We start from the raw sequence: 19,795 nt of genomic DNA on the forward strand, positions 1-19,795 counted from the left end.
ATAGTTAATGAACTTGGGCACGTCAGGTGCGCGAAAATAGATTAGGAAATACAATGATTGATTTATCAAACTTAAATCCAAAAAGCGATAGCTTAGAAACATTAACAGCTGAGAATACAGCGTTAGAAATTAAAAACTTAGACTTGTTTTACGGCGACAAACAAGCTTTACATAATGTATCGATGAAGATCCCTAAAGGCAAAGTAACGGCTTTTATCGGTCCATCTGGTTGTGGTAAGTCGACTTTGTTGCGTTGTATTAACCGTATGAATGATTTAGTAGAAATCTGTCGAGTGGATGGCAACATTGAACTACAAGGGATTAATATCTACGACAAGTCGGTCGATGTTGCTTCATTACGTCGTCGTATTGGTATGGTATTCCAACGTCCAAATCCATTTCCAAAATCAATCTATGAAAATGTTGTTTATGGATTACGTTTACAGGGGATTAATGATCGCCGTACGTTAGATGAAGCTTGTGAAACCTCTTTACGTGGCGCAGCCTTATGGAATGAAGTAAAAGATAGGTTACATGATAATGCCTTTGGCCTTTCTGGTGGTCAGCAGCAACGTCTTGTTATTGCTCGTGCGATTGCCATTGGTCCTGAAGTTTTATTGTTAGATGAACCAACATCAGCACTTGACCCAATCTCTACATTAACTATCGAAGAGTTAATTACCGAGCTTAAGAAAAAATTTACCGTTGTGATTGTAACGCATAACATGCAACAAGCGGCGCGTGTATCAGATCAAACAGCCTTTATGTACATGGGTAAACTGATTGAATATTCAGATACTAATACGCTATTCACTTCGCCTAAACAAAAACAAACCGAAGATTACATTACCGGCCGTTACGGTTAGATAAGGAAATAACATGGAAAATTTAAACATAAACCGTCATATTTCAGGTCAATTCAATAATGAACTTGAAAGTGTGCGTAACCAAATTATGCAAATGGGGGGCCTTATTGAACAGCAGTTAGCAGATGCGCTAACTGCAATGGCCGATAATGATCTTGAATTAGCACGTAAAGTGATTGTTAAAGATAACGACGTAAATCTGTTTGAAACTAAAGTGGATCAAGACTGCTCACAAATCATCGCGAAAAGACAGCCTGCTGCGAGTGATTTACGTTTGATCTTAACTATTATGAAAACAGTAACTGAATTAGAGCGTGTTGGTGATAGCGTAACATCAATTGCTAAAATGATTATCGAGAATCATGGTCAGAAAGTACCGTCTTTAATCGGTCTTGAAAACATGGGACAAATCGTTTTAAAAATGTTACATAATGCATTGGATGCTTTTACTCGTTTAGACTTACATACTGCGATTTCTGTGCATAATGAAGATAAAAAAGTAAATCGCCAATATGAGAGTATTTTACGTGAATTAATGACTTTCATGATGGAAGATCCTCGTTCAGTGCCATTTGTTTTAAAAGTACTTGCATCTGCTCGTGCCATTGAACGTATTGGTGACCGATGCCAAAACATCTGTGAGCAAGTTATTTACCTAGTGAAAGGTATTGATGTACGCCATGCCACTGAAGAAGAAATAAACTCACTAATTGAATAACAGTATTGATAAACTAACCGTTCATCAATATTTAGTTAAAAAGCAGAGCCAAATTTATTTGTCTCTGCTTTTTTTATGAACGATTTTTGAAGATTGTTAGCTGACAAGCGCTAATACTGTATTTTCATTGGTAACAGGTATTTCATAAGGTATACTGCGCGTTTTATTTTGCTGGAACCGTTACATGAAAGTTGCTGATTTTTCTTTTCACCTTCCCGAAGAATTAATTGCGCGTTACCCAACGCCAGAGCGTACTAATAGCCGTTTACTTTCATTAGAAGCTAATTCAGGTGAATTAAGCCATCTACACTTTACTGATATTATCGATTTAATTAATGAAGATGATTTACTTATCTTTAATGATACTCGCGTTATTCCTGCTCGTTTGTTTGGCACCAAGGAAACAGGAGGAAAAATCGAAGTGTTAGTAGAACGAGTTTTAGATGAACAATCTTTCCTTGCTCACGTTCGCAGCTCTAAATCACCAAAACCAGGCTGTAAATTATTATTAGAAAATGATGTTAATGCGGTAATGGTACAACGCCAAGGCCCATTATTTGAAATCAAAGTAGACAGTGATGAAAGTGTTTTACAGATATTAGAGCGTATCGGGCATATGCCTTTACCGCCTTATATTGACCGACCTGATGAAGACGCGGATAAAGAACGTTACCAAACGGTTTATAATAAAAACCCGGGAGCGGTGGCTGCACCCACAGCAGGTTTACACTTTGATCAAGTTATCTTAGATAAGTTAACTGCAAAAGGTGTCGACTTTGCTTTTGTTACTTTGCATGTTGGCGCAGGCACTTTCCAACCAGTGAAAGTAGATAATATCCTCGATCATCAAATGCACAGTGAATATGCTGAAGTGTCTCAACAAGTGGTTGATAAAATTAAAGCAACTAAAGCGGCTGGCGGGCGAGTGATTGCTGTTGGTACAACCTCTGTACGCTCCGTTGAAAGTGCTGCGAGTGTTACTTTAGCGAAAGGATTGCCATTAGTGCCGTTCTTCTCGGAAACCAGCATCTTTATTTATCCGGGTTACGAGTTTCAAATTGTTGATGCTATGGTCACTAATTTCCATCTTTCAGAATCAACACTGCTTATGTTAGTGAGCGCGTTTTCTGGAAAAGATAATATAGACAAGGCTTACCAAACCGCTATTGCTAATCAATATCGATTCTTTAGTTATGGTGACGCCATGTTTTTAACAAAAAAAACAAGTAATGAAAGTGAATAAAATAATTTATATCAACTTTTATTATTTTTTTGAGCCTTATCATTAGCTAAATTGATAAGCCTATTTTATAAAGCTATTCTATAACACTATTTTATAACTACAGCCGGACTGTTTTTCTGGCGAGGAAAATCAATGAAATACGAATTACTTAAGCAAGATGGTCGCGCTCGTCGTGGTCGCTTGACCTTTGACCGTGGAACGGTTGAAACACCTGCTTTTATGCCAGTGGGAACTTATGGCACAGTGAAAGGCATGACACCTGAAGAAGTGGATGCAACTGGTGCTGAAATTTTATTAGGGAACACATTCCATTTATGGTTACGTCCAGGTCAAAAAGTGATCCGTCAACATGGTGATCTGCATGACTTTATGAATTGGAAAGGTCCAATCTTAACTGACTCAGGCGGCTTTCAGGTATTTAGCCTAGGTAAAATGCGTAAGATTAAAGAAGAGGGCGTTTATTTTAGAAGCCCTGTTAATGGTGACGAAGTATTTTTATCACCTGAAGTTTCAATGGATATTCAATACGATCTTGGTTCAGACATTGTTATGATCTTCGATGAATGTACTGCTTACCCTGCAACGGAAGAAGAAGCGGATGTGTCAATGAAGCTTTCTCTGCGTTGGGCTGAACGTAGCCGTAATCGTTTTGATGAACAAAAAAATCCTAATGCTTTGTTTGGTATTATTCAAGGTGGCTGTTACGAGCACTTACGTGATGTATCATTAGAAGGTTTAGCTAAAATAGGATTTGATGGTTATGCCATTGGTGGTTTAGCCGTGGGCGAACCAAAAGAAGATATGCACCGTATTTTAGAATATATTGCACCAAAAATCCCAGAAGACAAACCTCGTTACTTAATGGGTGTGGGTAAACCAGAAGATTTGGTTGAAGGCGTTCGCCGTGGTGTTGATATGTTTGATTGTGTGATGCCAACACGAAATGCGCGTAACGGCCATTTATTCACCACCGATGGTGTGGTTAAAATCCGTAATGCAAAACATCGTGAAGACACAAATCCGTTAGATTCAGAATGTGATTGTTATACCTGTAAAAATTATACACGTTCATACTTATATCATCTTGACAAATGCGGAGAAATTCTTGGCGCTCGCTTAAACACGATCCATAACTTACGTTATTACCAACGTTTGATGAAAGGTTTGCGTGATGCGATTTCAGAAGGTACATTAGATGAGTTTGTTGATTCATTTTACAAACGAATTGGAAAAGAAAAGCCAATTCTAAATAATTGATTACAAAACAACTATTCATTAGTTTAATTTTTATACAATAAAGGATATAACATGAGTTTATTTATCTCTCAAGCACACGCAGCAGCAGAAGGCGCACCAGCAGATGGCGGCGGCATGCAAATGATTTTTATGTTGATTGTTTTCGGTGCAGTTTTCTATTTTATGATTTACCGTCCACAAGCTCGTCGTGCAAAAGAGCATAAAAACCTGATGGAAGCAATTTCAAAAGGTGATGAAGTGTTAACAACGGGTGGTTTAATTGGTCGCGTTACAAAAATCAGCGCTGATACTCCATACGTTCGCGTAGAGTTAAATGAAAACAACTCTATCGTAATCAAAAAAGATTTTATTACAGCTGTACTACCTACAGATACAATTAAATCAATCTAAATGAGAAGGGCAGGTTTACCTGCCTTTTTTATTGCCTTTAGCGTCAAATAAAGGACATTATCGTGTTAAATAAATATCCTCTTTGGAAGTACTTATTACTAGGATTCATCGTATTATTTACTTTAGTTTATGCAGCTCCAAACCTTTATGGTGAAGATCCCGCTGTACAAGTTTCTGCCACACGTGGTGCTAAAGTTGAACTATCTACTTTAGGTAAAGTACAAGACATCTTAAGTAAAGTTAACATTTCTCCAAAATCGACAGTATTAGAAAACGGACAAATTTTAGTGCGATTATCTTCAAGTGAAGATCAATTAATTGCACGTGAATCAATCAGCGAACAAATCGGTGATGGGTTTGTAACTGCGTTAAACTTAGCTCCTGCGACACCTGATTGGTTAGCAGCGATTGGCGGAGAACCTTTAAAACTCGGTCTTGACCTTCGTGGTGGTGTGCACTTCTTAATGGAAGTGGATATGGATGAAGCCATCAGTAAAGAACAAGAGCAAATGGTTCAAGATTTACGCAGTGAATTACGTGAACAAAAAATACGTTTTCGTGGTATTGAAAAAGCCTCTTCTGAAACAGGTGTGATCCTTCGTTTTACTTCTCAAGATATCTTAGACAGTGCCGTTGATTACCTAAAACCAATTAACCCAGGTTTTGTATTCGATGAAAGTGAAAATGGCGGCGTTTATTACTTAACTATCTCAATGACTGAAGCAAAATTAGCGTCAGCTAAAAAAGATGCGCTAGACCAGAACTTAAGCATTTTACGTAATCGTGTTAATGAATTAGGTGTTGCTGAGCCATTAGTGCAACGTCAAGGTACTGACCGTATCGTCGTTGAGCTACCTGGTATCCAAGATACTGCTCGAGCAAAAGAAATTTTGGGCGCGACAGCAACGTTAGAATTTCACCCTGTAGATTCTGATACTGATGTGTCGGATGCATTAGCGGGTCGTATTCCAGCTTCTTCTGCACTTTACCAAGAAAGAGATGGTCGTCCTGTTGTTATCAAGAAAAAAATAATCTTAACGGGTAATCATATCGTTGATGCACAATCGAGCACTGACGAATACGGTAGTGCACAGGTAAATATTTCTTTAGATTCTCAAGGCGGCAGTAAAATGTCTCGCTTTACTAAAGATAATATCGGTAAACCAATGGCAACGTTGTTTATTGAATATTTACCAACAGGTAAAAAGAAAGCAAACGGTAAGTCTGAAACTGAGAAGCGTATTGAAGTCGCTAATGTTGCAACCATTCAAGCGCAATTGGGTCGTAGCTTCCGTATTACTGGATTAGATAATGCAGCTGAAGCACATAACTTAGCTTTATTATTACGTGCTGGTGCTTTAACCGCGCCAATTCAAATCGTTGAAGAACGTACGATTGGTCCAAGCTTGGGTCAACAAAATATCGATAACGGTATGAAAGCCATGATTTACGGGCTAATCGCTGTTGTCTTATTTATGTTTATTTATTACCGCAAATTTGGTGCTGTAGCGAATGCTGCATTGGTGTTCAATATCATCATGATTGTTGGTCTAATGTCTATGATCCCTGGGGCAACATTAACCTTGCCGGGTATCGCAGGTATTGTATTAACAATCGGTATGGCCGTTGATGCTAACGTACTTATTTTTGAACGTATTCGTGAAGAGCTACAAGCAGGTAAGTCTGTACAACGTGCAATTAATGAAGGTTATTCAAATGCACTTTCTACGATTGCCGATGCCAATATTACTACTTTTATCACGGCGATTATTTTGTTTGCTGTTGGTACAGGTGCGATTAAAGGTTTCGCAGTAACGCTTGCAATTGGTATCTTAACTTCAATGTTTACATCTATCTTCGGTACACGTGCGATTGTTAATGCACTGTGGGGTGGACGTAATGATATTAAAAAACTTTCTATATAAGCTGAGCTCATTATGTTTGAATTAATTAAATCGAAGCAAACTATTAGCTTCATGAAATATGCAAAACCAGCCACTTGGCTTTCAATGTTACTTATTGTTATCTCAATTGGTTCATTAAGTACTAACTGGTTAAATTGGGGTTTAGATTTCACTGGCGGTACATTAATCGAAGTGGGCTTTCAACAACCTGCTAATTTAGTAGAACTACGTACAACGTTAAGCGATGCAGACTTTCCTGATGCGGTTGTTCAGCATTTTGGCAGTAGCCATGAAGTGATGGTGCGTTTAGCTCCTCGTGAAGGCGTTAAAGGTGAAGTGATTGGTACGCAAGTATTAAACGCATTAACTGCAGCAGATTTTGGTGACGTAGATATGCGTCGTATCGAGTTTGTTGGTCCAAATGTTGGTGAAGAGCTTGCTGAAAATGGTGGTATCGCCATTATTATCGCGTTAGTTTGTATCATGCTTTACGTTAGTATGCGTTTTGAATGGCGACTAGCAATGGGCTCTGTGTTAGCACTAGCTCACGATATTATTATTACTTTAGGTGTTTTCTCTTTATTTCAAATAGAATTCGACTTAACAGTATTAGCGGCATTATTAGCCGTAGTGGGTTACTCGCTGAATGATACGATCGTTGTATTTGACCGTATTCGTGAAAACTTCAGAAGTATTGTTACTGCAACGCCAGAAGACATTGTTGACCAATCGTTAACACAAACGTTAAGCCGTACCATTATTACTTCTAGCACAACTATCTTTGTATTGATTTCATTGTTTGTTGTAGGTGGTGCGTTAATACATGGTTTTGCAACCGCATTATTAATTGGTGTGGGCGTTGGTACTTATTCTTCAATTTACGTGGCCAGTGCATTAGCCATTAAATTAGGCATTTCGCGTGATCATATGATCCCTGAAGTGGTTGAAAAAGAAGGTGCGGATCAAGATCCAATCATGTAATTTCAGCTTAAGATAAAACATTAATCTTTCAAAAAAGCACTGCATCGCAGTGCTTTTTTGTATGTAATAGGGTAGTTTTTTGCTTTAAATGTCTGATTAAGTAGATAATTCAATTGCTAAAACTTTACATTAATAAGGATATAGTACACTCTTAAAGTTCTTGTTTATAAGGGCTTAACCATGCGATTATCTTTTAACAAATTAGCTATACTCTTCTCTGTTATCATTTTGACTGCTTGTTCAAATACTAAGAACCAAAGCTACACACTAGAAGCCACGGGAAATGGAAGTTCAGTTTTCCCCCTCGCGACACCGATACAGGTTTCCTATCAAGACGAAGTTAAATTATTACGTCTTAACCAACTGATTGCTGACGAATCTAAAGTCGATGATAAGCAACGTGCTATCTTATTGTATGAACGTGGTTTGATTTACGACCGCATTGGTTTAACTGCACATAGCCGTTATGACTTTACACAATCTATCAATGTCGACCCTAGCTTTGCAGATGCTTACAACTCTTTAGGCGTGTATTTATTAATGGCTGGCGATTATGATGAAGCCTTTGATGCTTTTGATTCTGCAATCGAGTTATCTGATAACCTCGAATACAGTTACTTGCATCGTGCGATTGGTCTTTCATTGGTTGAACGCTTTGATGGAGCTCAACAAGATATTGAGCATTTCTATCAGCTTGATCCCACTGACCCATACCGTGCGTTATGGCGTTACAGAATTAACTTTCTGATTGACCCTAAGCTCGCATTAGAACAAATCAGACAGGCACAACCAGCGGCAGAAGATAAACGTTTTGCATGGGCAATAGTGAGTGTGATCAACGGTAAAATCACCGAAGAGCAATTCTTTGATAATGTAGCAAATGGTGTGAAAACTAATGAAGAATTAGCACATCGTTTATCTGAAGCTTATTACTACCTTGCACATTGGCATATGAATAATAACAATCTAACTAAAGGGCTTTATTACTTGAAACTAAGTATTGCTGGTAGTGTGAAAGACTTCATTGAATACAAATATGCATTATTAGAGTTAAAGAATATACAAATTAAATTACAGCAATTGTAATCAATACTTATGAGCCAGTTTAATGTCTTGTAATAGCAACTAAACTGAACTAAAAAGCTCACTCCGGTGAGCTTTTTAGTTTCATTGCTCTATCTTATCCCTAGAATTATAGTGATTATTTGGCAAATAAAAACTCACTAACAAAATGGTTAAAGGTTAAATTATCTATCTTAATGTCTTCTGCTATTGTCGCAGCTTCAATTTTATCTTGTTGGAATATATCTTTACGTTGCGAAAGTAAGGCATTAAAAAAAGCTGCTGTAAATTCAGGGTGACCTTGTACTGTTAAGACTTTATCTTGATATCTCGTCATGTAATGAGGGCAAAACTCATTTCCAGCGAGTACTTCGAAATCAGTTCCTACTCTAGTAACTTGATCTTGATGAATAGCAATTAACTTCATCTTTTGACCCGATGCTAACTCACCTATATTTTGATTTAATAATACATCATAAGCGCCTAATCCCCATCCTCTCTTTGTTTTTCTACCTTTCCGCCAAGCGCATAATTAATCACTTGATGACCAAAGCAAATACCATATAATTTTCTTTTAGTGTGAAAAGCAGATTGAATAAAAGCCGTTAAATCTTTAACCCAATTTAAATTATCATTCACGCCTGATGGGCTTCCTCCAATGATATAAACATCACATTCATTACTAAACTTAGGAAACTCATTGCGTTGATAAACATTCCAAATTTTAACTGAAGCATAGGCATCTAAGAGGTAATGCATTTTTAAACAGTCGCTGTAATCGCCGAATTCTTCGATAAGCTTTGCAGGAACGTCACCACATAATAAAATTCCAATTTTCATATTTATTCGCTCTTTTTTTAAATGACGAGGGCCTGACTCAATGAGCTCAGACCCTATAAAAGACGTTAAACAACGTACTGGAATAACAAACCTGCAATCACTGCCGTGGTTAAGATAATACCCACAAATGCGATTACCGCCTTTGGTTTAAGTACCGAAGAAACCAATGCAATCTCAGGTAAACTTGCCCCCGTACCGCCGACAATTAGTGCCATAGCAGGGCCTAACCCCATTCCTTTTGCAATCAAAACACTCAAGAGGGGAATCGCCATTTCAATTCGTAAATAAAGTGGTACGCCAATCACAGCAGCAATAAAAATTGCGAGAATACTGTTATCACCGACATATTTTTCAACCAAGTCAGCAGGTAAATAAGCTGCAGATAAACCACTAATGATCGCACCGAGTAATACGTAAGGAATTATTTTCTTAAACAAAATAAGCGCAAAGCGTAATGCATTCTCTGTTTTACTAGATTCAGCAGATGGTGTTGCCGAACAAGTTGATGTAGCTGAGCAACTACTTACTGTTGCTACTGGCTTTGTTTCTGTTTCCAGCCCTGAACATGAAGAGGTGGTAGGAGCTGCGGAGCAAGTTGGTGCTTTGTTACCCTCAATTTCATCTGCGTGTTTGATTTCATTTCTCCATGGTGTTTTGGTGATTAACCATCCACCCAATACTGCAGAGGTAAAGGTTAGCGCCAAATAAACAATGGTTACTTTAAATCCGAAGGTTGCATAAATCATTGCTAATACGACAAAGTTACACAAAGGCGCTGAAATCAAAAAGCTTAAAACTGTGCCAAGTGAGACGCCCATAGTTGCCATTCCCATTGTCACTGGTACGACTGACGCGCTGCAAAATGGTGTTAACATACCGAATAGAGACCCTAACAACGGCCCCCATTTTTCATGTTTTGTTAGTTTTTTTTGAAGTTTATCTTGAGGGATATATTCACGCATAAAACCTGTTAATACTGAGACCACAGCAATAACAATGACTAAAGCGCCACCTACATGAACAAATTCATTCAATGCGAGTGTTAGTTTATCTATGTTCATAAAATTACCTTTATGTTGTTTATTAGCAAATGCTTAATTAATGGAACAGAGCTATCATAATTACATATGCATAAATGCGCAAGTGTGATTTTATGTTGTTTTTATGTATACTCAAATCTTTAGATGGGGAGAATGAAATGTTGAAAAAGGTGATTGGTAAGTTAGGATCGCTTTGTGCTTATACGCACATAGTGAAAGTGATTACTGGTTTGTTACACAATGAAGGGTTATCAGAGCAAACAAAAGCTGGCCGTAATATCGCTTTACTCGGTTTCTTTTGTCCATTTTTTTGGTATGCGTTATTAACAGGTGAAAGTAAAGAAATCGTGCTCATGCATGCGATTCATTCAAGTATCGTATTCTTGATTGGAATAATGATAATATTTGTGAGTATAAGAAAACAAAAAGAGTAACAAATGGAATTACAATATTTAGATGCATTAAAAGCGTTAGCCGAACCACACCGCTTAAGATTATGTTGGTTGCTTATTCATGTTGATCAAAAAGTCACCGTCGCAGAAGCGATGGATGTAATAGGGGAGACGCAATACAACGTATCTCGAAATTTAAAAATGCTATTTAAAGCGGGTTTACTTGATCAAGAAAAGAACGGTAAATGGGTTTATTACACCTTAGCAGAGCAAACAGAAAAACACTGGCTGTTGTTAGTTGACTCTATCCGTCAATTGCCTAAGAATCAGTTTGAAAGTGTCGCAGGGCGATGCAAATTACGTTTAGGAATGCGAGTCAATGGTGAATGTGTGATTGGCCCAAATAGCGACGATTGGATAAAGCTGGTTGAAGGGTAATGTTCCGTTTATACCTCATCAACTCTTTGGTGCTTTAATTGAAGCAGGCGTTGATAATATGGTTCCTATGATGTGATATTAAGAAGTTGAACCGATCCATCTGTTACCTTCGATGGTGTTAAAACGATCAGTATTATTGGTTTAGTTGAAACGGTAAAAGTAAACCCAAAGGTTAAAACAGCATTTAGAATCTAAAGGAGTTGAAGGGGGATCTTTGCTGAAATGACTAATGCGTTAGTACTTTAAAAGAAAACTCACTTATTCAGGTTTGAACCAATCGTTATCTATTTTCTCATCGCAATAGTCCCTATTTACTTTTTCTTTATTGAGCTTTGTGAAATAAAGCTTTGTTTTACCTAGAGTATTTTTTAATTAGTCTACTAAATATAACTTGATTATATTCTTTCCCATTCAAATTTATGTCATAAAATTCATTTATAATATATTATTGACTTTAATTTTTGATGTTTACTTGTTTTTTGTGTTTTTATTTTAATACTTGAAGGTAGGAGTGAGTATGCCGTTAAATTTTTTTTCTAACCGTAAAATGCCACAGAAAAAGTTAATGCCTAGTGCGGTTTGCAAAGTATTACCTCTCTCTGCGGAAAAAGTAGGGACACTTGAAGAAAAGCAATTATATATTGATGATGTAGAGCCCGCTCTTATTTTAGGGTACGTTTCTCCGAGTAACGATTTAGATAAAATACAGCGAGAAATTAGAAAGGTATACAAAGGAGATCTAGTACTTACTTCTACCTGTGGCGAATTACATAGTCAGTCCGATGATCTTTATCAACAAGGGAAGGATGATAGAAAGAGTATTGTTCTGCAAATATTTTCAAAAAAATTGATTGCTAAAGTTTCTATTAAAACAATTTCATTGCCCTGTGAAGATATTAAAAAAGGTAAAAACACTTTATCTAAAGCAGAGCGTGTTAAACAAATTACTCAATCATTGAGTCAGGTTAAACCTGATTTAGAGCTAGATGCCCGAGATACTGTAGGGTTAACTTTTATTAACAGTTTAAGCCTATGTGAAAGCTGGCTAATGGAAGCTAATTACCTCAATGGTGGTTTTCCTGTTCCTCTTATCGGAGGGAGTACTGCTGGTGCTTGGGATCTTATTCAATCTCCTTTTTATGATGGCACTGAACTTCGTCATTCTCATGCAATGTTTTGCTTTATTAAACTACAACCAGAATATGGTTACCGAACTTTCCGTTCTCATAACTTTAAACCCGTTGGTAAAAAATGGATGATTGGTGATGCCGATGTTACTTTTCGTCGTGTTAATGATTTTATTGACAACAATTCAATGGAATTACTTAACGTTGTCGATGAATTATGTAAGCACTTTAAATGTACGCCAGAGAATCTTGAAAAAGCAATCACAGGTTATACATTTGCTATCGAAGTGGGTGGCCACCACTACATTCGTGCAATTGGAGGCGTTGATGTTGAAAATAAATCGGTCTCTTTTCATTGTGACACGCCGTTAGGTACTGAGCTACATTTGATGGAGCCTATCGATTTTGTGAACAAGACGCATCAAGATTTTGCTGATTTTTCAGAAGGTTATACTCAGCCTTCAGCGGGAATTTTATTCGACTGTACATTACGTCGAATGACCAACCCTGGGAAATTAGATAGCATTAAGTGTTTTGATGATTTTCCTGCGGCTGGTTTTTCTACCTTTGGTGAATTATTTGGTGTGAATGTTAACCAAACTTTAGCCGCTGTATTCTTCTATCCTAGAGAGGGAAACGGTAACTTATTTAATACACAATTTATCACTGAATATGCTGATTATGCGCGCTACTTTTTAGAGCAGCCTAGTAAAGCAAGTAAACTATTAAGCGATATTCAAGAGAAAGTTATTGATGACAATAAAGGGATGTTAACTATTGCCACGGATTCTGCGAAAATCAATGATAATTCCATTGAAAAAGTTGACAGCATTACCCTACAGTCAACGCAGTTAAAAAATCAGTTTGATAAAACTAGTACGGAACTACAACAATTGACCAATGAGGTATTACTACTCACAAATAATGTTGAGAGTGTAAATTCCGAAGTAAATAGCATTGAAACAATTTTCACTGTGATTGAAAAAATAGCTGAACAAACTAACCTTTTAGCACTAAATGCGAGTATTGAAGCGGCACGAGCGGGTGAGCAAGGTCGAGGCTTTGCTGTGGTTGCAGATGAAGTGCGTAAATTGGCTCAAGGCACCAAAGAATCGCTTGATAATTCTCGTGGTAACGTTGATAGTTTGCTAAAACAAATAAGCGATATTTCAAGCGTTATTTCAGGGCTAGGTAGCTTAATGAATAATACAAATGAGCAATTTGAAGAAGCTATTTCGGCTGTCGATTCCATTGAAACCTCTGCAACTGATACGCTAAACTTCTTGAATACTGGTTTAGCAATTACCAAAAGTTTGCATGAAGCGAGTGAAAATAGTGCAGACAATATTCGTAAATCATCAGTGATAAGAAATCAAATGGGAGAGTCTTAATTCATTCGGATATTATCTCGCTAAACTACCTTTTCGTCGCGTGATTGCGAGTAAAGGTAGTTTTATTAGCTATTCATTTTGTTCGCGTTAACTCTAAAAAATAGACCATCCAGTACGTTCCACTAACATCTCTAATGCCTGTGTTCCGAGTTTACTATTACCTATTTTATCGAGTCCCGGAGACCAAACTGCAATAGAGGCTTTATTCGGAGCTATCGCTAAAATACCACCACCTACACCACTTTTACCCGGTAAACCAACACGATAGGCAAATTCACCAGAGCCATCATAATGGCCACACATCAACATCAATGAGTTAATACGTCTTGCCCTAGCGGAAGAGACAACACGACTTCCTGTGCTCTTATTGGTGCCTTCAGAAACAAGAAATAAACCTGCTTGTGCTAATTGTTCGCAAGACATAGCAATCGAGCATTGATGATAATAAGCGCCGAGTACACAATCAACATCGTGTTCGATGTTACCGAAGGAAGCCATGAAATGTGCGAGTGAGCTATTACGATGTCCTGTCGCTAATTCAGACTGTGCCACTTTTTCATCGATACTAATGCTGTTGTCATTCGCAATATAACGAACAAAACTTAAAATTTCTGCCAGTAATTCTTTTGGCTCATGCCCCATCATGATGGCATCAACAATAGCAATGGCACCCGCGTTAATAAAAGGATTACGTGGTTTACCGTGCTCATGTTCAAGTTGAACGATAGAGTTGAAAGGGTCTCCTGAAGGTTCTCGACCTACTTTCGCCCAAACTGCATCACCTATTTTGCCTAAGGCCAAAGTCAGGCTAAATACTTTAGAGATACTTTGAATTGAAAATGGTTTTTGAGCACAACCCGCGCTGAACACTTGCCCATCTGGTAATGCAACGGTGATACCGAATTGGTTTGGGTCGATAGCTGCAAGTTGAGGAATATAGTCGGCAACTTGACCACGATCGGTACTTGCATTCATTGCTTTTACAATGTCATTGAGAATATCTTGCAAGGTGAAAGCTCCATAAAAAACAGATAGTGTTAACTATGTTAAGTTTTTTAATGCTAAAAATCATTTATTATTTTTAGCGCTGTTCGCATTGTAATAACAAATAAGTACTTTCTATGTTGTTATGAACACAGCTCATTGATTTGAAACTAGATTGGCATTTGCTCAAAACAAGGAATGTCGTTTAGTACTTTGTCCCAATTACCTTTGCTAGCAGTATGTATGTGGGCTTGTGGTTGAATGTCTACGTCAGTATCCAAGCAACCAGCTGGAACAACAATTATGTCTCTTGTTTTAGCATGGATTGGTAGTACTGAACTACAAGTTGAGCAAAAATTGCGAGAAAAATTCGAGCCTTCTAATCGATAAAAGCTAACTTTGTCTTCTCCACTAAGCCAAGTCAGTTTTGCACCCGGAGCGAATAAGTTTGCGCAGTGAGCAGAGCCAGATATTTTTCGGCAACGACTACAATGACAGAAAAAAAATCGCTTAAATTCACCTTTTATTTCAAATTTAACGTTGCCACATAAGCAAGATCCAGAATGAATATTTGCCATTATATTGTCCTCTTATGGTTATTTTTTTATGTTATCAATTACTTTAAAATTATCAAAGTAGGCGTGAACAGTGGTGGGGTTTCCTGAAGTATCAACAGGTGTCCATTTGGGTTTATGGCCACCATGAAATGTCGAAAATAGGAATTGTTGAATCTCGGTATCTTTTCCTGTCCTACCCCGGAACATAACATTATTATTGATGGATTGTATTTTCCCATCGATGTTGATGCGAGCAACACCATCTGCTTTATTGGCTGTATTTAATTGCATTTCAAGTTCAACATGTTGCCATTGATCTTTTAAAAAGACTGGCGCAGCACTTGTGGTACCTGTTCCATACTTTACATTTTTATTTTGGTCGTAAAGATAAGCCTTCATGTAGCCATCTTTTTTGAACGTTGTGCGCACACTCCATTTATGATCGGAACGAGTTTTTCCTCCTGTGACGGGATACTTTGGCCCCAACCCATGAAGCTTTCCACCATGAGTCCACTGAAAGTCTTGGTCAAATAACACATCAAAGGACAGTGTAGCCTGCGTAACGTGTCGAGTTAATGGAAATCTTAATGTTACTCGTTGGCTACCTCTTTCATAACCAACATAAGAAACGCGGATAGCATTAGAGCCATCTTTTCCTTTACCTTCAGCAAGCTGAATATATTTATTTTGTAACAGCTTTTGGCCTAAACTTTCGGGTTGAATGTCATTAAAATCTTCAGACAGTAACAATTCATTTTGAGTTTGTGCGTGTATTCCTGCGCTCAATAATAAAAAAGAAAACAAGGTAACAGAATAAACATTTTTCATTTTAAATTTACCAATAAGTTGAAAAGGCATTTGCAACGACTTTAACATTGTTTGGTTAGTCACTTAGAAGATACGTGGATCATATTTTATTTTTGTTGGAACCCTTTTTCTTTACAAAGAAAGCGTATTTTTCGAATCTATGCGAGAGATTATCTTGTTGAGTAACTTGCCTGCTTTTGTGCCTTTATTTTCTAATGCCCAAGGATAATGTTCGTTCTCTCCTGTTGCACAAATTTGTATTTTGGTATGAGAGATATTCGCGAGAATATTTTTGATAAAACCACCAAATACAGGGGAAGGTTTGTCAAAGTAATCACAACAATAAACGTCCGAAACAAGGCTTTCAAAATCATTATCTAATGAATCAAAAAGCCCGCCTGCTTTTATCATTGATGCCTTGAGTGTAATAATAAGTATGCGATCTGAAGTGAAAATGAAATAGCTTCTGTGAAGAAAGTCATTTGGCAGCCAACTTGGAATATTGTATTTAAGCGCTCGACCGCCAAGCAAAATTAGAAATTTTTCGTCTCTATTGAAATGTTGTGCAATATACTTCAAAAATAAGGAGCGGTGGTTTTGTACTATTAGTGTTTGTTCATAACCAATCATAAAAATAATCAGTGGAAACCACAATAACGCAAGCAAACAAATGACTAGCGGTGCTTTAAACTCTGCTAGGGTTAACATTGTCACACACATCATGGACATGCCTAAAATGACGTATATCAAAACAAAAAAACGATTACCTTTTCTGGTTTCTTTGATGGGAGATAAATCGCCTAATATTTCTCTGCTCAGCAGCGCATTAGGGGCATTTTTGACTTCTATATTATCCATATTTTTTATGTCCTTAAGCGTTAGAATACTGAAACGATAACCTATATGTGTATTGTATGCTTTATTAAATAGTGTGCTTTGGATGTCTTGTATTTTCATTTGTGCGAGCTGTTAATAACACTTATAAAAATAAAAACACCCAATTCTTTTTAAAGCCCGCTTATTAGCATGGTTTAAGGTTCACGCTTTATAGCCGTCGGGTTCTGAGAGGCATGCTTAAGGTAAGCTGCATACTCTAGTGATTCATCATGAAAACAATCAGGATGAGCATCAATATAAGCAGACCATTGTTCAAGATAACTTACGAGATCAAGTGAACTATTGCGAGCAATATCAATCAAATCATTATCTCGTTTATTATATGGATCAGGGGTAGGGCCGTATATCTCGCTGTCTACTTGCATGTTAACATCTACGTTAATATATTCCTTGAGATGAGCTGGCAACTGAAAGAAGGCTCTGATTGTAATGGCTGTCGCCACAAAGTCATTAAATAGCCCTGGAGTATCCTCACCTCTGTAGTCTAAAAACGGTAGATTAATAGCAAAACTTTCATTAATGGTTAACATGATTGATTCCGCCATCCATAAACCTAAGGAGTTAATTGTTGGCTGCATTTCATTCACTTGCTTGTAACCATGCTCGCAATAATGCTTTATAAAATCTTGTAAGTAGATGGTTAACGCTTGTTCAAATTCAAATGCATTCCACCGGTTATCTTGGTCAGCCCAATCCTTCAATTCAACATATTGACCTAACCAGTAATATGAAAAATCACCGATTTCACCTAGATATTTTTGTTCAGGAAAATTAAAGCACCCTTTAATCTCGGTAAGGAAATTATGAAGCTCATCTTCTGCTATTTTCTGATTCACAGTGGCGTAGCTACAATCAGAAACTAGGTCAAAGACCTTGCGTGGACTCTCTAAATTTAAGGCTTCCTTGTCTTTTTTCTCTTTATCAAAGGCGGCTTTTAGTGTGGTATAGCTTTGTATTAATGGATGTTGTAAATATTTACAACCATCGATCCCTGTGTAGGCCGGTATATATAACTTTGCAGTACTGTTTTCTCGATCATATTTTAATACCAATTGAGCCCAACAATCATGCAAGGCGTCTTCATCAGGCACAAACTGACTGAATATATTGCTCAACATAGAGGATCTTTTATCTACCATTTTATTCTCCTAACACAGTATAAAAATACTATGCTTTTAAAATTAAATCACTTATAGCTTTTCGCATTTTCAGCTTAGCTGTTAATTATACGATTCTAAGAATAGAAATGGTATTCATAAAGTAACGAGTTGGTTATTGATTTTAAAGTCGAAGGAACTTTAGCGTGTAGGAAAAATTTTGGCTAAGTCTGGCTCAAATAGTATTCCCGATAGGTTATGCAATTCAACTCTCTTTTTAAATTCATCCGAGCAGATCAAAAAACTATGATGAGCAAAAGCGGGTTTAAACAAAAATTTATCCGAAATTTTTTCAGACAATAAATGTAATTCTTTTGGAATATGCGCAGAATCTGAGTGATTGCTTTCAAAGCGCGATCTAGTTTGATCTATCGCACTAGCATCTACAGCACTTAAACAATTGTAAATATAAAATCCATTTTGTAACGGTAAAAATTCGCCAATATTCTTTAACTCTGGCGCTAATACCTTCTTTGCTTTCTCACTCAATATAAGGCAAGAAAGATTCCAAATAGAAATATCAGGGATGTTATTATTTTTTAGGTCAGAACTAAATTGGATATCGATGGGTATCCAATCACCTTGTAACTTATCAATTAACGATTCATTTTTTTGATTGAACCATACCTTAACGCCATCAAACTGCCTTCGGAATTGTTTAAATTCGATAAAGGCTTCGTGATACTCAAAAATATTATTTAATAACCTATATGTTGTCATAAGGTTTCTACTCATGTTTTGCTCTAGAAGTGTTGGATCGTCATTAACTTTAAATTGTAAGAGTTTGATTTGTTTTGAGCAACTAATGGATGTCTCGTAGTTTTTATTAAGTCATAGAAACATACAAAGAAAAATCAAACATCCAGACCGTCCCATCCCTCGGCTTCAAAAACTTTAAAACCTGTAACCCCCTCCGCCTCTAAAGCTGTCTTAAGTTTTTCGGTAATAAAAATTTGATCTTCCATACCCTTAGGAACAAAAGCATGACTCTGTATATCTGCATCTTGATTTACTACTAATGACTTAACTCTTTTTATTCGATCAGGAAAAAATGGACTCATTGCAACCTTAGATTTTTCCATATCGATAAAATCGAAAACACTTAAACAGTTAAATATGAAATAGTTATCTGATACGGTTTTATCTTGATGGTCCCATATTCGAACATTAAGAAATTCACCGTTAACTCCTAAAGATTCAAATATTTTTTTCACCTTTTGGTTAATAACAACGACGCCATCAAGACAATTAACAATATCTAATAGATCGGTATTCTCAGGAAAGTTAGGATCAAAACACATTACAGCATCATCAATTTTTGGAAAACTACCTAGTAATGAAATAGCTTCGCCATACTTGTGTGAACTAGGACCATCCGAGGGAACAGTTGATAAAAATGCACCCTTAGAACCAGCAGATGGAAAAAAAACAAAAATACTCATCATTACCTCTATTTATGCAAGTGCACCATATTTATAATTCGTTCTCGTAGATTTGGCTTTGTATTTCACCAAAGTTTCATCTCCATTGTCCAATTTAATCTTTTTTTTAATAACATTTAAAGTAATAGATGCAGAGTTGGAGTCATTGACTTTAAGTGATTAATTATATTCCGATCAACTTATGGATGCTGAGATGGTCACTCCAAAACGGCATCGCAATGTGCCAAGATAGATAAGTATTCAGCAAATCAATCTAAATATGGAGTGACCAACATGAAATGTAGCGTAATTAGTATCGACTT

Annotated in this window: 21 protein-coding genes and 1 pseudogene; 12 read left to right on the top strand and 10 right to left on the bottom strand. The window is 37.0% G+C overall.

The genetic code is table 11. The features are described 5' to 3' along the window. The first annotated feature begins 53 nt into the window (after positions 1-53). The 8 genes from pstB (at position 54) to nlpI (ending at position 8,445) form a co-directional block, all read left to right on the top strand. A complete protein-coding gene (gene pstB, locus E2R67_RS14290; protein ID WP_134291629.1) occupies positions 54-866 on the top strand; it encodes a phosphate ABC transporter ATP-binding protein PstB in 813 nt (270 codons plus the stop codon). A 13-nt stretch (positions 867-879) separates the two neighbouring features. Further along, complete coding sequence (phoU, locus tag E2R67_RS14295) at positions 880-1,584, top strand: phosphate signaling complex protein PhoU (RefSeq protein ID WP_134291630.1); 705 nt, start codon at positions 880-882, stop codon at positions 1,582-1,584. Between the two features lie 184 nt (positions 1,585-1,768). Beyond that, entirely contained in the window at positions 1,769-2,827 is a 1,059-nt protein-coding gene (gene queA, locus E2R67_RS14300; RefSeq protein WP_134291631.1) for a tRNA preQ1(34) S-adenosylmethionine ribosyltransferase-isomerase QueA, read from the top strand. Between the two features lie 132 nt (positions 2,828-2,959). Continuing rightward, positions 2,960-4,084, top strand: coding sequence for a tRNA guanosine(34) transglycosylase Tgt (gene tgt / locus E2R67_RS14305; RefSeq protein WP_134291632.1), 1,125 nt, complete (start codon positions 2,960-2,962; stop codon positions 4,082-4,084). A gap of 51 nt (positions 4,085-4,135) precedes the next feature. After that, a complete protein-coding gene (gene yajC / locus E2R67_RS14310) occupies positions 4,136-4,474 on the top strand; it encodes a preprotein translocase subunit YajC (RefSeq protein ID WP_134291633.1) in 339 nt (112 codons plus the stop codon). 62 nt (positions 4,475-4,536) lie between these two features. Beyond that, on the top strand, positions 4,537-6,399 hold the full coding sequence (secD, locus tag E2R67_RS14315; RefSeq protein WP_134291634.1) for a protein translocase subunit SecD: 1,863 nt from the start codon (positions 4,537-4,539) through the stop codon (positions 6,397-6,399). A 12-nt stretch (positions 6,400-6,411) separates the two neighbouring features. Then, entirely contained in the window at positions 6,412-7,359 is a 948-nt protein-coding gene (secF, locus tag E2R67_RS14320; protein ID WP_134291635.1) for a protein translocase subunit SecF, read from the top strand. Between the two features lie 180 nt (positions 7,360-7,539). After that, positions 7,540-8,445, top strand: a complete 906-nt coding sequence (nlpI, locus tag E2R67_RS14325) for a lipoprotein NlpI (protein WP_134291636.1) — start codon at positions 7,540-7,542, stop codon at positions 8,443-8,445. Positions 8,446-8,560: 115 nt separating this feature from the next. Here nlpI and E2R67_RS14330 read toward each other — a convergent pair whose 3' ends face one another. The 3 genes from E2R67_RS14330 to E2R67_RS14340 form a co-directional block, all read right to left on the bottom strand. Continuing rightward, positions 8,561-8,848, bottom strand: a complete 288-nt coding sequence (locus tag E2R67_RS14330; RefSeq protein WP_134291637.1) for a type 1 glutamine amidotransferase family protein — start codon at positions 8,846-8,848, stop codon at positions 8,561-8,563. Between the two features lie 56 nt (positions 8,849-8,904). After that, on the bottom strand, positions 8,905-9,261 hold the full coding sequence (locus E2R67_RS14335) for a glutamine amidotransferase-related protein (RefSeq protein WP_134291638.1): 357 nt from the start codon (positions 9,259-9,261) through the stop codon (positions 8,905-8,907). 65 nt (positions 9,262-9,326) lie between these two features. Continuing rightward, positions 9,327-10,322, bottom strand: coding sequence for a permease (locus E2R67_RS14340; RefSeq protein WP_134291639.1), 996 nt, complete (start codon positions 10,320-10,322; stop codon positions 9,327-9,329). A 137-nt stretch (positions 10,323-10,459) separates the two neighbouring features. On the opposite strand from E2R67_RS14340, the gene E2R67_RS14345 reads away from it, so the two are divergent. The 4 genes and pseudogenes from E2R67_RS14345 (at position 10,460) to E2R67_RS17015 (ending at position 13,649) form a co-directional block, all read left to right on the top strand. Beyond that, on the top strand, positions 10,460-10,735 hold the full coding sequence (locus tag E2R67_RS14345; protein ID WP_134291640.1) for a hypothetical protein: 276 nt from the start codon (positions 10,460-10,462) through the stop codon (positions 10,733-10,735). A gap of 3 nt (positions 10,736-10,738) precedes the next feature. Then, complete coding sequence (locus E2R67_RS14350) at positions 10,739-11,131, top strand: ArsR/SmtB family transcription factor (RefSeq protein WP_134291641.1); 393 nt, start codon at positions 10,739-10,741, stop codon at positions 11,129-11,131. A 565-nt stretch (positions 11,132-11,696) separates the two neighbouring features. After that, a pseudogene (locus tag E2R67_RS17010) lies at positions 11,697-12,827 on the top strand (FIST signal transduction protein); the annotation flags it as partial. Between the two features lie 198 nt (positions 12,828-13,025). Continuing rightward, entirely contained in the window at positions 13,026-13,649 is a 624-nt protein-coding gene (locus E2R67_RS17015; RefSeq protein WP_445177048.1) for a methyl-accepting chemotaxis protein, read from the top strand. 93 nt (positions 13,650-13,742) lie between these two features. On the opposite strand, the gene E2R67_RS14360 is transcribed toward E2R67_RS17015, so the two are convergent. The 7 genes from E2R67_RS14360 to E2R67_RS14390 form a co-directional block, all read right to left on the bottom strand. Then, positions 13,743-14,657 (bottom strand): glutaminase, encoded by a 915-nt coding sequence (locus E2R67_RS14360; protein ID WP_134291643.1) that lies wholly within the window; start codon positions 14,655-14,657, stop codon positions 13,743-13,745. A gap of 146 nt (positions 14,658-14,803) precedes the next feature. Next, entirely contained in the window at positions 14,804-15,211 is a 408-nt protein-coding gene (locus E2R67_RS14365) for a GFA family protein (RefSeq protein ID WP_134291644.1), read from the bottom strand. Between the two features lie 18 nt (positions 15,212-15,229). Continuing rightward, on the bottom strand, positions 15,230-16,048 hold the full coding sequence (locus tag E2R67_RS14370; protein WP_134291645.1) for a polysaccharide lyase: 819 nt from the start codon (positions 16,046-16,048) through the stop codon (positions 15,230-15,232). An 81-nt stretch (positions 16,049-16,129) separates the two neighbouring features. Then, the gene (locus E2R67_RS14375; protein ID WP_134291646.1) at positions 16,130-16,855 is read right to left on the bottom strand and encodes a hypothetical protein; all 726 of its coding nucleotides are present in this window, start codon (positions 16,853-16,855) and stop codon (positions 16,130-16,132) included. Positions 16,856-17,028: 173 nt separating this feature from the next. Then, positions 17,029-18,033, bottom strand: coding sequence for a hypothetical protein (locus E2R67_RS14380; protein ID WP_134291647.1), 1,005 nt, complete (start codon positions 18,031-18,033; stop codon positions 17,029-17,031). Positions 18,034-18,192: 159 nt separating this feature from the next. Further along, on the bottom strand, positions 18,193-18,786 hold the full coding sequence (locus tag E2R67_RS14385; RefSeq protein ID WP_134291648.1) for an imm11 family protein: 594 nt from the start codon (positions 18,784-18,786) through the stop codon (positions 18,193-18,195). 119 nt (positions 18,787-18,905) lie between these two features. Continuing rightward, complete coding sequence (locus tag E2R67_RS14390) at positions 18,906-19,493, bottom strand: imm11 family protein (protein ID WP_134291649.1); 588 nt, start codon at positions 19,491-19,493, stop codon at positions 18,906-18,908. Positions 19,494-19,795: the final 302 nt, after the last annotated feature.

Origin of the sequence: Psychromonas algicola, from assembly GCF_004378355.1 — a bacterium.
Lineage (GTDB): Bacteria > Pseudomonadota > Gammaproteobacteria > Enterobacterales > Psychromonadaceae > Psychromonas.

What these genes read in the sequence shown, in the direction of transcription:
- pstB (WP_134291629.1), top strand. Translation starts at nt 54, where the DNA reads ATGATTGATTTATCAAACTTAAATCCAAAAAGCGATAGCTTAGAAACA.
- phoU (WP_134291630.1), top strand. Translation starts at nt 880, where the DNA reads ATGGAAAATTTAAACATAAACCGTCATATTTCAGGTCAATTCAATAAT.
- queA (WP_134291631.1), top strand. Translation starts at nt 1,769, where the DNA reads ATGAAAGTTGCTGATTTTTCTTTTCACCTTCCCGAAGAATTAATTGCG.
- tgt (WP_134291632.1), top strand. Translation starts at nt 2,960, where the DNA reads ATGAAATACGAATTACTTAAGCAAGATGGTCGCGCTCGTCGTGGTCGC.
- yajC (WP_134291633.1), top strand. Translation starts at nt 4,136, where the DNA reads ATGAGTTTATTTATCTCTCAAGCACACGCAGCAGCAGAAGGCGCACCA.
- secF (WP_134291635.1), top strand. Translation starts at nt 6,412, where the DNA reads ATGTTTGAATTAATTAAATCGAAGCAAACTATTAGCTTCATGAAATAT.
- nlpI (WP_134291636.1), top strand. Translation starts at nt 7,540, where the DNA reads ATGCGATTATCTTTTAACAAATTAGCTATACTCTTCTCTGTTATCATT.
- E2R67_RS14330 (WP_134291637.1), bottom strand. Translation starts at nt 8,848, where the DNA reads ATGAAGTTAATTGCTATTCATCAAGATCAAGTTACTAGAGTAGGAACT.
- E2R67_RS14335 (WP_134291638.1), bottom strand. Translation starts at nt 9,261, where the DNA reads ATGAAAATTGGAATTTTATTATGTGGTGACGTTCCTGCAAAGCTTATC.
- E2R67_RS14340 (WP_134291639.1), bottom strand. Translation starts at nt 10,322, where the DNA reads ATGAACATAGATAAACTAACACTCGCATTGAATGAATTTGTTCATGTA.
- E2R67_RS14345 (WP_134291640.1), top strand. Translation starts at nt 10,460, where the DNA reads ATGTTGAAAAAGGTGATTGGTAAGTTAGGATCGCTTTGTGCTTATACG.
- E2R67_RS14350 (WP_134291641.1), top strand. Translation starts at nt 10,739, where the DNA reads ATGGAATTACAATATTTAGATGCATTAAAAGCGTTAGCCGAACCACAC.
- E2R67_RS17015 (WP_445177048.1), top strand. Translation starts at nt 13,026, where the DNA reads ATGTTAACTATTGCCACGGATTCTGCGAAAATCAATGATAATTCCATT.
- E2R67_RS14365 (WP_134291644.1), bottom strand. Translation starts at nt 15,211, where the DNA reads ATGGCAAATATTCATTCTGGATCTTGCTTATGTGGCAACGTTAAATTT.
- E2R67_RS14370 (WP_134291645.1), bottom strand. Translation starts at nt 16,048, where the DNA reads ATGCCTTTTCAACTTATTGGTAAATTTAAAATGAAAAATGTTTATTCT.
- E2R67_RS14375 (WP_134291646.1), bottom strand. Translation starts at nt 16,855, where the DNA reads ATGGATAATATAGAAGTCAAAAATGCCCCTAATGCGCTGCTGAGCAGA.
- E2R67_RS14380 (WP_134291647.1), bottom strand. Translation starts at nt 18,033, where the DNA reads ATGGTAGATAAAAGATCCTCTATGTTGAGCAATATATTCAGTCAGTTT.
- E2R67_RS14385 (WP_134291648.1), bottom strand. Translation starts at nt 18,786, where the DNA reads ATGAGTAGAAACCTTATGACAACATATAGGTTATTAAATAATATTTTT.
- E2R67_RS14390 (WP_134291649.1), bottom strand. Translation starts at nt 19,493, where the DNA reads ATGAGTATTTTTGTTTTTTTTCCATCTGCTGGTTCTAAGGGTGCATTT.